The organism is Spirosoma oryzicola (genome assembly GCF_021233055.1).
Classification (GTDB): domain Bacteria; phylum Bacteroidota; class Bacteroidia; order Cytophagales; family Spirosomataceae; genus Spirosoma; species Spirosoma oryzicola.
Genome location: NZ_CP089538.1, coordinates 5,505,706 through 5,519,331 on the forward strand (window position 1 = coordinate 5,505,706; position 13,626 = coordinate 5,519,331).

The 13,626-nt window shown below is 46.3% G+C and carries 14 protein-coding genes; 3 read left to right on the top strand and 11 right to left on the bottom strand.

The genetic code is table 11. The annotated features are described in order from the left end of the window. Positions 1 to 56 precede the first annotated feature (56 nt). From rpsS to fusA, 7 genes are all read right to left on the bottom strand, one after another. Positions 57 to 335 carry a 30S ribosomal protein S19 gene (gene rpsS, locus LQ777_RS23235; RefSeq protein ID WP_176568964.1) on the bottom strand — a complete coding sequence of 93 codons (279 nt, stop codon included), beginning with the start codon at positions 333 to 335 and terminating at the stop codon, positions 57 to 59. A gap of 9 nt (positions 336 to 344) precedes the next feature. Further along, positions 345 to 1,169, bottom strand: coding sequence for a 50S ribosomal protein L2 (rplB, locus tag LQ777_RS23240; protein ID WP_232560311.1), 825 nt, complete (start codon positions 1,167 to 1,169; stop codon positions 345 to 347). A 30-nt stretch (positions 1,170 to 1,199) separates the two neighbouring features. Next, entirely contained in the window at positions 1,200 to 1,487 is a 288-nt protein-coding gene (gene rplW, locus LQ777_RS23245) for a 50S ribosomal protein L23 (RefSeq protein ID WP_164034770.1), read from the bottom strand. A gap of 2 nt (positions 1,488 to 1,489) precedes the next feature. Continuing rightward, positions 1,490 to 2,119: a 50S ribosomal protein L4 gene (gene rplD, locus LQ777_RS23250; RefSeq protein WP_232560312.1), complete on the bottom strand. Its 630-nt coding sequence runs from the start codon at positions 2,117 to 2,119 to the stop codon at positions 1,490 to 1,492. A gap of 3 nt (positions 2,120 to 2,122) precedes the next feature. After that, complete coding sequence (rplC, locus tag LQ777_RS23255; protein ID WP_232560313.1) at positions 2,123 to 2,743, bottom strand: 50S ribosomal protein L3; 621 nt, start codon at positions 2,741 to 2,743, stop codon at positions 2,123 to 2,125. Between the two features lie 421 nt (positions 2,744 to 3,164). Further along, positions 3,165 to 3,470, bottom strand: a complete 306-nt coding sequence (gene rpsJ / locus LQ777_RS23260) for a 30S ribosomal protein S10 (protein ID WP_077134125.1) — start codon at positions 3,468 to 3,470, stop codon at positions 3,165 to 3,167. Between the two features lie 113 nt (positions 3,471 to 3,583). Continuing rightward, positions 3,584 to 5,701: an elongation factor G gene (gene fusA, locus LQ777_RS23265; RefSeq protein ID WP_232560314.1), complete on the bottom strand. Its 2,118-nt coding sequence runs from the start codon at positions 5,699 to 5,701 to the stop codon at positions 3,584 to 3,586. A gap of 360 nt (positions 5,702 to 6,061) precedes the next feature. Between fusA and LQ777_RS23270 the strand changes: the two genes are divergently transcribed. Then, positions 6,062 to 7,855 (top strand): ABC transporter ATP-binding protein, encoded by a 1,794-nt coding sequence (locus tag LQ777_RS23270; RefSeq protein WP_232560315.1) that lies wholly within the window; start codon positions 6,062 to 6,064, stop codon positions 7,853 to 7,855. Positions 7,856 to 7,914: 59 nt separating this feature from the next. On the opposite strand, the gene LQ777_RS23275 is transcribed toward LQ777_RS23270, so the two are convergent. Further along, complete coding sequence (locus tag LQ777_RS23275; protein ID WP_232560316.1) at positions 7,915 to 8,628, bottom strand: LexA family transcriptional regulator; 714 nt, start codon at positions 8,626 to 8,628, stop codon at positions 7,915 to 7,917. Positions 8,629 to 8,896: 268 nt separating this feature from the next. On the opposite strand from LQ777_RS23275, the gene LQ777_RS23280 reads away from it, so the two are divergent. Then, positions 8,897 to 10,012 carry a DNA polymerase Y family protein gene (locus tag LQ777_RS23280; protein ID WP_232560317.1) on the top strand — a complete coding sequence of 372 codons (1,116 nt, stop codon included), beginning with the start codon at positions 8,897 to 8,899 and terminating at the stop codon, positions 10,010 to 10,012. Here the strand turns inward: LQ777_RS23280 and LQ777_RS23285 are convergent, their stop codons facing one another. Further along, positions 10,013 to 10,837, bottom strand: coding sequence for an Fpg/Nei family DNA glycosylase (locus tag LQ777_RS23285; protein WP_232560318.1), 825 nt, complete (start codon positions 10,835 to 10,837; stop codon positions 10,013 to 10,015). A 376-nt stretch (positions 10,838 to 11,213) separates the two neighbouring features. Here LQ777_RS23285 and LQ777_RS23290 point away from each other — a divergent pair, with 376 nt between their 5' ends. Continuing rightward, on the top strand, positions 11,214 to 12,149 hold the full coding sequence (locus tag LQ777_RS23290; protein ID WP_232560319.1) for a hypothetical protein: 936 nt from the start codon (positions 11,214 to 11,216) through the stop codon (positions 12,147 to 12,149). 54 nt (positions 12,150 to 12,203) lie between these two features. On the opposite strand, the gene LQ777_RS23295 is transcribed toward LQ777_RS23290, so the two are convergent. Continuing rightward, positions 12,204 to 12,650 carry a hypothetical protein gene (locus LQ777_RS23295; protein ID WP_232560320.1) on the bottom strand — a complete coding sequence of 149 codons (447 nt, stop codon included), beginning with the start codon at positions 12,648 to 12,650 and terminating at the stop codon, positions 12,204 to 12,206. Then, on the bottom strand, positions 12,647 to 13,513 hold the full coding sequence (locus LQ777_RS23300) for a transglutaminase domain-containing protein (protein ID WP_232560321.1): 867 nt from the start codon (positions 13,511 to 13,513) through the stop codon (positions 12,647 to 12,649). Before LQ777_RS23300 ends, LQ777_RS23295 begins: the two co-directional genes overlap by 4 nt. Between the last annotated feature and the right edge of the window lie 113 nt (positions 13,514 to 13,626).

The window sequence follows — 13,626 nt, forward strand, 5'->3', positions numbered from 1 at the left end:
TTTTGAAGTTTTCAGTTTTTCAGTTTTCAGCTTTACGAGCCAAAACTTAAACTTGCTTATCGTTTGCCCTTGTCTTTCTTTGCAGTGTGTCCCCGGAAGTTACGCGTTGGAGAAAACTCGCCTAACTTGTGGCCTACCATATTCTCGGTGACATAAACCGGGATAAACTTATTGCCGTTATGAACAGCAAAGGTGTGGCCTACGAAATCCGGCGAAATCATTGAACGACGCGACCAGGTTTTGATGACCGATTTCTTGCCCGATTCATTCTGAGTCTGTACTTTGTTGTCCAGACGGAAATCAATATATGGGCCTTTTTTAAGTGAACGTGCCATTGTTATCTGTTACTTTTTGCGTCGGCTAATAATCATGCTTTCTGAAGCCTTGTTCTTGTTGCGGGTCTTCTGACCTTTAGCGAACTGGCCATTCCGTGAACGTGGGTGACCACCCGAAGCACGGCCTTCACCACCACCCATTGGGTGATCGACAGGGTTCATTACTACTGCACGAACGCGGGGACGACGACCTAACCAACGGTTACGCCCTGCTTTCCCAACGACAACGTTCATGTGGTCGGGGTTCGATACAGAACCTACAGTAGCCATACCAGCGCTTAATACCCGACGGGTTTCCCCAGAAGGCAAACGTAGGATAGCATACTTATCTTCACGACCGACTAGTTGTGCATACGTACCGGCAGAGCGAGCCATTGCACCACCTTTGCCGGGTGTTAGCTCAATGTTGTGAACAATAGTACCGATTGGCATGGCAGCCAGTGGTAATGCGTTCCCAACATCAGGTGTCGAACCTTCGCCAGACTGAATAGTCTGACCAACCGTGATACCTTGTGGCGCGATGATGTAGCGTTTCTCACCGTCAGCATACTGCACCAGAGAGATACGGGCCGAACGGTTTGGATCGTATTCTACAGTCAAAACTTCGGCTGGCTGGCCGACTTTATCGCGCTTGAAGTCAATAATACGGTAGTGCCGCTTATGACCTCCACCAATGTAGCGCATAGTGCGGTGACCTTCATTGTTCCGGCCGCCGGTTCTCTTTAGGGGCTCCAGCAGGCTTTTTTCCGGCTTGGAGGTTGTTATTTCCGCAAAGTCGGGTGCCACGCGAAAACGTGTACTCGGCGTTATTGGTCTTAGTTTCTTAACTCCCATGACTGATTAATTGGTAGGGCAATGCCCGGTTTACAAGTCAGCGTAAATATCGATTACTTCGCCTTCCGCAACCGTTACGATTGCTTTCTTGGTAGTGGGGGTTTTCCCGGTAACTACGCGTCCGTTAATATTCTTGCTCCGCTTTTTACCAAGCGACCGCATTGTATGAACAGCCTCGACGTTTACGCCGTACAATTTCTCGACAGCTTTAACGATTTCGAGCTTGTTTGCTTTTAATTCAACCTCAAAAGCATACTTCCCCTGCTTGTTAAGGCCCGTCATTTTTTCGGTGACGATTGGTCGTTTCAGTACGCTCATGATTATTTGTCGAACAACGTTTGAATGGTTGACAAAGCTCCTTCGCTGATAAGCAGTTGGTCTGCATTCACCAGATCGTAGGTATTAACCTGCGATGCAGTGGTTACCTTTGCTTTCTGCACGTTCCGGCTCGATAGAACAACGTTCGTGTTGATGTCCGGTAGAATCAGCAGCGTTTTACGGCCAGCTACATTCAGATCGGTCAGGAATTGAATGTAATCTTTCGTACGGGGAGCTTCCAGCGTGATGTTATCAATAACTGAAATGTTGTTAGCCTGCGCTTTAACAGCAAGAGCCGATTTACGGGCTAACGATTTCACTTTCTTGTTCAGTTTGAAGCTATAGTCGCGGGGACGAGGACCGAAGATAGTACCACCACCAACAAACACGGGCGATTTAGCACTACCAGCGCGGGCACCGCCGGTTCCTTTTTGCTTCTTAAGTTTGCGTGTAGAGTGAGCATTTTCAGCGCGCTCTTTCGCTTTGTGCGTTCCCTGACGCTGGTTAGCCAGGTACTGTTTCACGTCGAGGTAAATCGCGTGTTGGTTCGGCGTGATACCGAAAACCTCCTCTGGAAGGGTGACCTTTTTGCCTGTGTCTTCGCCCTTGCTGTTATATACGATTACTTCCATGACCTACTTCTCGATAATAACGTATGAATTTTTGGCTCCAGGAATCGAACCGCTAACAACGAGCAGGTTTTGCTCAGACAGAACGCGCAGGACACGTAGGTTTTGAACCTTCACGCGGTTGCCGCCCATACGACCGGCCATACGCAGACCTTTAAATACCCGAGAAGGGAATGAGCAAGCACCAATCGAACCTGGGTGACGTCCCCGGTTGTGCTGACCGTGCGTTTGACCGCCAACCCCACCGAATCCGTGACGTTTCACAACGCCTTGGAAACCGCGCCCTTTGGCTGTTCCGACAACATCAACGAAGTCGCCTTCGCCAAATACGTCAGCCGCCGTAAGCGTGTCACCAAGGTTAAACTCTTGTTCAAATTCCTTGAACTCAACAAGTTTACGCTTTGGTGTGGTGCCAGCCTTTTTGAAGTGGCCCAACTCCGGCTTGTTGGTGTGCTTTTCTTTTTTGTCGCCGAAACCTAGCTGCACAGCCGTGTAGCCATCTTTTTCGATGCTACGAACTTGTGTTACGACACAGGGACCCGTTTCAATGACTGTACATGCCAGAGCCTGCCCGTCCGCATTGTACACACTGGTCATCCCGATTTTCTTGCCAATTAAACCAGACATTTGTGTTTGTTTAAAGTAAGCAGGTAAAAAATAGGTACTATCCCGCACTCAGACCTTCTGAATCGGGCCGCAAAGGTAGGCAAACTATCAGGAAATTCCTATATCTGCTTAACACTCAGCCCAAAAAGACATAAAAAAAGGTCGGGTATATTACACCTGACCTTTCACGGTCACACAAGGCCTGCTTACGAGGCTTGTCTAACCAATAGTCAGATGTGGTTTCCACATGTGTGGACCTTCACCCTTATATGTCTTTAACTCTCACTCGAGTTTGGGAGTGCAAAAGTATAAATTTTCTTGGACAATCAGAAAAAATATTTCAAAATAATTTATAAGCAAATAAATCTCCAAAACAAATGCCGCCAGTATAATACATTCCGGTATTACACTGGCGGCATTAAAAGCCTTTAGCCGAAAATCGTTAGACTTTGATTTCTACATCAACACCACTTGGCAACTCAAGTTTCATTAATGCGTCAACCGTCTTAGCGCTGCTGCTATAAATGTCAACCAGACGCTTGTAGGTGCAAAGCTGGAATTGCTCCCGTGCCTTTTTGTTGACGTGGGGCGACCGCAGTACCGTGTAAATCTCTTTGTCTGTTGGGAGAGGGATTGGCCCGCTTACGACAGCTCCTGTCGATTTAACAGCTTTAACAATTTTCTCCGCCGATTTGTCAACCAGCATGTGGTCAAACGACTTCAGCTTAATGCGAATTTTTTGGCTCATTGTGTTGTGGTTCGTTATTTGTTTATGTACGTCCTGCCGAAAGAACCATTTACTCCGACAGCACAAAAAATGGGCAGCAGGCCGGTTGACCTACTGCCCAGTATCTTAAAAGCTTACGATCTTCCGGTTCCTTTTTCTTTCGCTACTACGCTATCCGAAATGTTTTGTGGTACCACTTCGTAATGCGAGAACGTCAAGTTAGCCGTAGCACGACCTGAAGACATAGTACGCAGATCCGTTACATAACCGAACAGTTCAGAAAGAGGGACGTCGGCTTTAATCACTTGTGATCCAGCTTTGCTATCCATGCCTTTCATGACACCACGGCGACGGTTTAGGTCACCAGTGATTGGACCGGTATATTCTTCTGGTGTTAGTACTTCAACAGCCATGATTGGTTCGAGCAGTTTCGGACCAGCTTGGCGAGCAGCTTCACGGAATCCTAAACGAGCGGCCATCTCGAATGACAGCGAATCGGAGTCAACGTCGTGATATGAACCATGGAACAGACGAACTTTCATGCTTTCCAATGGGAAGCCAGCTAGCGGACCATTTTTCAGCGATTCGTCAAAGCCTTTCTGTACAGCAGGAATAAATTCGCGAGGAATCACCCCACCGACGATGCCGTTCACAAAGTCCAGACCTGGTTGCGTAACACCAGCTTCATCTTGGTCACGAGGTCCAAGTTCGAACACGATATCAGCAAATTTACCGCGACCACCCGTTTGCTTTTTGTAAACCTCCCGGTGTTCAACGTTCTTGGTCAGCTTCTCTTTGTAGGCAACCTGTGGTGCACCTTGGTTCACCTCTACCTTAAACTCACGACGCATCCGGTCAATGATAATTTCAAGGTGAAGCTCACCCATACCACGGATAATGGTCTGGCCGGTTTCTTCGTTCGACTCAACTTTTAAGGTTGGGTCTTCTTCGATCAGTTTACCAATAGCTTTCGAGAAGTTATCCTGATCGGCCGTTTTCTTCGGCTCGATAGCGTACCCGATAACTGGATCAGGGAACACCATGGATTCAAGAACGATTGGGTTCTTTTCATCAGACAGGGTATCACCCGTTTTGATGTCTTTGAAACCAACGACAGCACCGATATCACCAGCCTCCAGGCGTTCGATTTGGTTCTGCTTGTTAGCGTGCATCTGGAAAATCCGCGAGATCCGCTCTTTGTTACCCGAACGGTTGTTCAGGATGTAAGAACCCGACTCAAGGATACCCGAGTATGAACGCACAAAGCACAAACGACCAACGTATGGATCAGTTGCAATTTTGAACGCTAATGCAGAGAATGGCTCGTCCGAAGATGGTTTGCGCGAAATCTCTTCACCCGTGTTTGGGTTCGTACCTTTGATGCTTTCTTTGTCCAACGGCGATGGCAGCAGTGCCATCACGTAGTCGAGCATCGTTTGAACACCCTTGTTTTTGAACGACGAACCGCAAAGCATCGGCACGATTTTCATCGCGATGGTTGCTTTACGAAGAGCTGCCAGAATTTCGTCTTCCGAAATTGATTCTGGATCTTCGAAGTACTTCTCCATGAGCGTGTCGTCGAATTCGGCAACCGCTTCAAGAAGTTTTTCGCGCCATTCGGTAGCTTCCTCCATCATGTCGTCTGGAATAGGAACTACTTGGAAGGTCATTCCTTTATCCGATTCGTTCCAGACAAGACCACGGAAGTTAACAAGGTCAACTACACCTTTGAAATTGTCTTCTTCACCGATTGGTAACTGAAGAGGAACAGCGTAGCTGCCCAGCATTTCTTTTACCTGACGGCAAACATTCAGGAAGTCAGCGCCTGAACGGTCCATCTTGTTAACGAAGCCCAACCGAGCAACGTTATAATTGTTAGCCAGACGCCAGTTGGTTTCTGACTGAGGTTCAACACCATCGACGGCGCTGAACAGGAAGACAAGACCATCAAGTACACGCAGTGAGCGGTTTACTTCAACCGTGAAGTCAACGTGGCCCGGTGTATCGATAATGTTGATATGGTATTTTTTGTCCCGGTAGGTCCAGTCAACAGTGGTGGCAGCCGAAGTGATCGTGATACCGCGCTCCTGCTCCTGTTCCATCCAGTCCATCGTTGCGGCACCATCGTGAACCTCACCGATTTTGTGGCTTACCCCGGCGTAATAGAGAATACGTTCGGTTGTGGTCGTTTTACCTGCGTCGATGTGAGCAGCGATACCGATGTTTCTCGTGAAATTTAAATCGCGAGCCATTAGCTTGTTATACTGAGAGTTATTTTAATTCTAAAACAGTGAGAAGGGGCCAGTAAGTTCACAAAGGCACCTTTTACAAATCAGGTCGCAAAATTACTGAAAGCCAATCAGAAAACAAATAAATGATCTAGAAATATAGTGGTTTCTCATATTAGGAAGCGTGGCGTTTCGCTTGCGTGCGTAACAAACTGAATTGTTGAACGGATATAGCTTTTCGCATCCGATTCAGGACCCCATACTATCTATAGCCAACCTTCGTTATGGGAGGAAAAAATATTGATTTGTTGAACGTAAATTTCTTAGTTTTCGTCAACTTTGTATTGTGATTCTGGCTCAGAATCACTACCGTAACTTCATAACATGCAAAATCCTTACTTAGCTCTCATGCGTACTGCTTGGCAGTATGCCCGGCATGAGAAGCGTCAGTACATACTTGTGTATGTGCTCTTCATTTTCGCCAACATTATTGTCGCTCTTCATCCGTTACTTTTCGGCTGGTTCATTGAGTCTGTTCAGCGTGAAGGCAACGATGTTGTAAACACTGCTTTTGTTTACGCCGGAGGTGTCTTAGCCCTTAAAGTGCTGGAATGGGCTTTCCATGGGCCAGCCCGAGTTCTTGAACGCCGACTGGCTTTTAACCTGAGTCGCAATTTTCTGGATGAGCTGTACCATCAGACACTACACCTACCCGTTAGCTGGCATAAAGATCATCACAGTGGCGCAACTATCAACCGAATCCGAAAGGCCTACGACGCCCTGAAGTTGTTTTTCCAGGATGGGTTCGTTTACCTACATGCCATCTCCAAGTTTTTGTTCTCGTTTGGGGCTATGCTGTATTTCTCCCCGGTTTTTGGGGTGATCGGTGTAGCGCTTGGCGCTTTGACCGTTTATGTCATTCTTCGCTTTGATCGCCCGTTCATCAAAGCCCTCAACGAAACAAATGAACGCGAACATGCCGCGTCCTCGACACTCTTCGACAGTTTGTCGAACATCGTTACGGTAATTACACTCCGGCTCGAAAAGCGTATTGAAGAAAGCTTCTCGCAGAAGATAAGTGCAATTTTTCCACCATTCATGCGTCAGGTGACTATTAACGAGTGGAAGTGGTTTGTAGCTAGTATCCTTATTACGCTTATCTACGTAGTGATGGCGACGGGTTACGTTTACCAGCACTATACGCCAGGGCAGATATTTTATGTCGGTGGTCTCGTTACCCTGCTGGGTTATGTAAACCAGTTTACGAGCGTATTTAATGATGTAGCTTATCAATACACGCAGATCGTTCAGTTCAATACGGATGTACAGACGGTACGGAGTATTAGTGAGGCATACGCTCAGTATAAACAGTCGGATTCGCAGGTATCATTACCAGAAAACTGGCAAACCATTACGTTGTCTAACCTGAACTTTTCTCATGGTCAATTAGGATCGGATCAGCGGCAGGTTCCTGCCCTCCACAATGTCGGCATTCAACTGTCGCGTGGCAAGCGGATTGCCTTTATTGGCGAAAGCGGTTCCGGAAAAAGTACATTACTCACGTTGTTACGCGGTTTGTACACTACTGAGCCAGGCTTGTCGGTGCAGGTAGACGATCAGCATTTTTATACCGATATGAAGGCGATTGCCAACACGGTCACCCTGTTTCCGCAAGAGCCCGAGATCTTTGAGAATACGATTGGGTATAACATTACTCTTGGCCTACCGTTTGATGACAACGAGATAATCCAGGTTTGTCAGACAGCTCACTTTGCTGATATCGTTAAGCATTTACCGCAGGGGCTTGACACAAGTATTCAGGAAAAAGGGTTGAACCTGTCAGGCGGTCAGCGCCAACGACTGGCTTTGGCAAGAGGTGTTTTAGCTGCCCGAACAAGCGATATTGTATTGCTTGATGAACCAACGAGTAGTGTCGATCCTAAAACAGAGTTCGAGATATACCACAAGATGCTCAGAGAATTTTCTGACAAAGCGGTTGTATCGACGCTGCACCGACTTCATCTTTTACCCATGTTCGATTACATCTATATCCTCCGTAACGGCCGCGTTGTCGATGAAGGTAGCTTTGTAGAACTGCGTGAGCGTAGCCTTATCTTTCAGGAAATGTGGTCGCATCAAAAAGAAGTGATGCATACAGAAGAACGAATAACAGCTTAACGGATATCATACCAACGAAAAGACCCGCGACGAGCGGGTCTTTTCGTTGATGCGTTGTTTTATTCTACTGGTGCTTCTACAATCGTCACAATCTTCCACATGCCCCGAATATCCTGCAAGGGCACCGTTACATTACCACCATTGGGATTGTCGGAGTGAAGCGTCAGGTATTTTCTCGTCAATAATTCGTTGTCACGGACCCGCTTAACAACGAAATAATCCCGATACATTACCGCATACACACCTCCTGATTGGTACACCCAGTCGTTTTCGTTCACTGGAATAGCCAACACCTTGGCTCCATGAGCTAACTGTGGGCTCATACTATTCCCTGATATTTCCAGTACTACCGCCTGTTTATGACCTTTCATGACCGGCTTACGCACCCGGAATGATTCGATATCTGAAGCCCCTATCCCATCCGTATAACTTTCCACAAACGTTGCGTAAAAACGGACGGGTACGAAGGGTATTTCCATCGTATCCTCATCAGTCGCCATGACCATAGCATTTTCTTCCGGCGAGTTCAGCACGGGTAGAACACCTCGGATAAGGTAGTCAGCACTGATTTGCGGATAGCAAGCCAGCAAACTCATGATTGTGTCATAGGAAGGTTTGGCTCGTCCGTTAAGAATGTTATAAAACTTAGACGGATTTTCGCCCAACTCTTTGGCAATCTGATATATAGTGATGCCTAAGGCCTCAAAAACCTGTTTTAGTCGATCTTGTATAGTCACCTCGCTATCAATTTTTTCTGAACATTTTTCTGCCATTGTAGTAAAGATAATTGACAGTATAATACAACTAAAATATATTGCGTTTGTATTACAACAAACATACTACAAATACATCGAAATGAACACAGGAATCACCACTTTATTACAGTAAATTGATGAACCGGAATCGACTTACATCCCATACCAAGCCTACAGTCCTTTTTGTAGACATGAACAGCTTTTTTGCTTCTTGTGAACAACAGGAAAACTATGGTTGCGCGGTCGTCCGGTAGGCGTATGTGTTTACACCGGTCGAAATGGCTGCGTGATCTCTCCGTCTATAGAAGCAAAGCAAAAAGGCATTAAGACAGGGATGCGGCTGGATCAGGCAATTCTTCTCTGTCCAGAGTTGGTTCCCATTGAAACTCATCCTAACCGATACCGAGAATACCATAAGAAGATTATCGCCGTTCTGCGCACTTTCTCCGATGATGTTGTTCCTAAAAGTATCGATGAAGCGATTATCGATCTGACAAATTACCAACTGGCTTATAAAGACATGGCGCAGGTGGCCAAAGTCATCAAAAGAGCGATCCGGGAAAAAGTAGGTGATTATCTGCGCTGCTCAATTGGTATCGCCCCCAATGCCTTCCTCGCAAAGCTGGCATCCGATCTACAGAAGCCCGACGGCTTAACAATAATTACTCCTGATACGATTGATAACATTTTACAGAAACTAGCCTTAACGGATTTACCGGGTATTGGTCACCGCATGGCGATTCGATTAGAAGCCGGTGGCATTCACACTCCAATTGATCTACGCTATGCTTCTCCCGAGTATCTGCGGGCAGTCTGTAAAAGTATTATTGGCTGGCATTGGCATCTGCGCTTAAATTTTGGTGGTGAGGTTGATCTGGAAACCAACGAAAGCAATAAGAGTATGTCAGCGATGCGGACAATTTCGGCGGAACAGCGTAACGATGGCAAACGCCTGGACGAATTACTGCAAGCCCTTTGTCTGACGCTGGAACGACGTATGGTGCAAAAAGGCGTCTTTTGTCAGGATATGTCTTTTTCTTGTCGGTATCATACCGGCAGAACGTTTAACTACGAGGTTCACTTTTCAAATCCGCAACAGGATGGAATAGACTTGTACCGTGTCATAAAGGAACGACTAGACAAGTTTCAGAGTACTCACCGTTGTGAACCCGTTTTGAATGAACACTTACATTCTATGTCCCTTGTTGTCTATCGCTTCATACCGAGTGAGCTAGTTCCGCTTGACCTTTTTACGGATAGTGCTCGCAAAAACAAATTGCGTCAAACCTTGTATGATTTGAAAAGTAAATTCGGTTCTGATAAACTGCTTAGAGCCGCTGAACTCTCCGACGATCATGTTTACCGGGATGTGATCGGCTTTGGCAACATAAAGGATTTATAGTTAGTCAGCAGGTACTACCTGTTCTTTTGGGCAAAAGAACGTAGTGCGCCCTCCTACTTCGGTCCGCTCAATGCGCGTCTTACAACGCGGACAAAATTTATGCGCTTCTACATCATCGTAAGGCGAGTCGTCCCATTCACGGACATGAATAAGAAAGCTATTGGGGAAATCACGATAAGCAGCTTCGTAACGGATAGCCGTTTCCAGAACCAGACGGATAGCTCCGTGGATTTGATCTAATTGCTTTTCGGTAAGTGTATCAGCCCGTTGACTAGGATGCACGAATGCCTGAAACAATACCTCGTCAACAATCCAGTTACCTAACCCGGCCACTACGCTTTGGTCGAGTAACACAGGTTTGATCAATGCTTTTTTTCGCTGAATACTTGCCGACAAATCGTCAACCGAAATATCCAGGCCGTCTTTACCGATCTTTTTGCGCTTTATGAACGCTTCGATGCTATCGATTAAACCAACACGTTCAAACTTGCGCGGGCACAAAAAACCCAGATTAAATCCCGATGCGAACTCAAATACGATTCGCGCAAAACGCGGACGATCCAGGGAAGCATGGTAATACTCCAGATCGCCTGTCATCCCGAAATGCATATGAACGATGACCTCCGGATCGTCCGTAAGCACGAACAGGTTTTTACCGATCCGTTGGGTACCGGTAAACTGTCTACCTTCAAGCTTGGCAAGCAACGTATTATAATCGGTTGTGAGCAGCTTTTTATCTTCGACCTCAATATGGCTAATAGGCTGATTCAGAGAAGACGCTTCCAAGTACTGACGTCGTATCTCAACTTCGGGAAGTTCTGGCATTTATTTTTAGGGCGTAACCCTTCGTAGAGTCATGTTGTTACGGGACTACCGCGATAACTTTCGGTTTGATGCTCATCGCGAATCGAATGAAATCGTTTATTATCCGGCTTAATTTTTTGATTACCAAGAATCCTTGACTAGACGCTCATTGGGCAATACACAAACTTTTTTGAATAAGATTCCGTTTCTGTATGCAATATGCCCGTACCGAAGGGCGTTCCGAGTTTGTGCCATAATTAAAACTACGCCCAATACCGGTAGTTTATATTTTTTCTTAGCCCAACAATACATTTCTACAATGTAACAACCTCTACACAACCGCGAAAGCGGCTTTTTTGAGTCTGTGCATGTTAAACCGTTAAACCAAAAAATTGCCATGGAGAACAATCCCCCAAAGTCAAAAACAAATGGTGCCTTACTTGCGGCTCTAATAATAATGACTGGCTTGGCTGGCGTATCGAGTTATTTGTATTTTGATCAAAAGAAAGTATCTGAAAATCAAGAAGTAACTATTTCTGAACGTGTCGAAGAGCTTTCAACGACGCGTGTAAAACTAGATTCTATTTCCACTGCCTTAGACGCTAAAATTGCAGAAGTTCAAAAACTAGGTGGCGATGTTAGCGAGCTTCAAAAAGTTAAAGCGCAGTTGGAAGAAGATAAAGCATCTTTGCGTAGAGGCAACCGGGTTTCGCTGGCTAAATATGAAGCGAAGATAAAACAGTATGAAGCGTTCCTAGTCGAGAAAGATACGTTGATTGCCAATCTACAGCGTGAAAACGTTACGCTGGCCACTAACGTAAAAACGCTGGATGAAGAGAACACTGGTCTTAAAACAGACAGACAGCGTCTTACTGATTCTGTAACGACTGTGGTGGCTCAGAACCAGGATTTAAGCACGAAAGTTACTCGGGCTGCCGCTCTGAAAGCGCAAAACGTTAAAGTGTTTTCTGTTAATGCAAAAGGAAAAGTCAAAGAAGACGATGCTTACAAAGCCAAGCGTTTAGACAAGATCAAGTTAGTTTACACGCTTTTGGATAACCCTTTGACGAAAGAAGAACCTAAAGAGGTTTTCGTGCGCGTACTTGACCCAAGCGGAGCCGTTGTCTCTGACATGGCTAATGGCTCTGGCACGTTTACTGTAGATGGCAACGAAACGATTTACACGACAAAGCAAACGGTTAACTATACTAGCAACGGTCAAAACGTTGAACTGCTCTATACGCGGGGCATTCCCTACAAACCAGGTAAATATACCGTCGAACTATACTCTGAAGGTTTCCGTATTGGGGCTGGTGAGTTTGCTGTTCGCTAGGTAGTAAAGACTATTTTTTCAGGAGTAAAGCGCGACATCCAACGGTGCCGCGCTTTACTTTTTATAGCCTGCAAAGTAAACAGCACTTCCATTATCAGGCTGGACAGAGATCCGTAGTATCTTCCCCTGCTTCTCCATACCGTTGTCCGTAAATACACGATCTGTCTGGAGCGAACCGATACTTGAGTCCGCCAATCGCAGTTGAACCGCATCAGCTTCACGAGTCAAACGAACGTGTTCTATTTGTCTGACTTCTTTATCTGGATACGACTTTGTGTAAATCAGAGTTACAGCACTATCCGACTCAGCCCTTAACTCGGCTGAAGGCATTTTATTCGTAGGCACAGCAACGCAGGAAGGATCAAGAAAGTAATTAGTGTGATAATTACCCGCTACCTCGCCCGCCAACGACGAATCAGGCTGGATATCGTGCTCCTGCTGACAGGCCGTCATCGAAGTTGCGGCTCCTAACATAATGAAGTAAAGGAGTTGTTTTTTCATTGGCTAGCCTCGTTTTGATTGTTAGACCCGACCGAAGCCGAATCGGTTGTAACTTCATCAGGCTTTTTCTCATCCTCGTCTTTATCGGCTGCTTCGACCCACACTTTCATATCGTTAAGGTCCATAGGGCCGAACTGAGTAGTAAAAGCAACATCTGCGGCATCGCGGCCATACGCTACCGTGATTCGGTTACCACGCGGATTCTCCTGCGTTGCATCAAACGTAAACCATCGCCCATCAACGTACGCTTCAAACCACGCATGCAAATCCATAGGGTCCAACTGGTAGAGATAACCAACTACCATTCGAGCAGGAATATTAAGCGCCCGACACAGGGAAATGCCCAAGTGTGTGAAATCCCTACAGACACCAACGCGCTTATTAGCCGTATCAACGGCAGAGGTGCTGGCGTCGCTTGTACCGTATTGATACTTCACATTCGTATGTATCCAAAGACGAATTGCCTCGGCCTGGTCATAACCGGGCTCGCTCTCTTTTGTAATGTCTGCGGCTAGATCACCTAGTTGATCCGACTGGCAATAGCGGCTGGGAAGCGTATAGTGTAACACATCGTCCGGTAGCTCTTCAACAGGCGTGTAGGGTGCACCAGGGGCTACATCAATTTCGTTGGCTGTCTGAACGGTGGCTGAGAAATGGATGGAGAATGGGCCGGTCGGTGCTATCACGCGTTGGCAGAGGTTGCCATACATGTCCGTAAATTCGGTAACGTTCACAGCTGGTGTGATTTGATATTCTTCGCGAACAATCCATTGACCAGCTCCCGAGCGAGGGCGTAGCATAAGAATCAGAGGTGTCGGCGCTTTTGCTTCGAATGACAATTCACAACCTGCGTTGAGTTGCATAAAATCTAATTGTAAAAATGGTTTGGAAAGATAATCTGCTAGTTAATTCATTTGTTCCGATTTCTGTCATAAAAATACCCCAGCCATTGCCGGCCAGGGTATTTTTTACAACT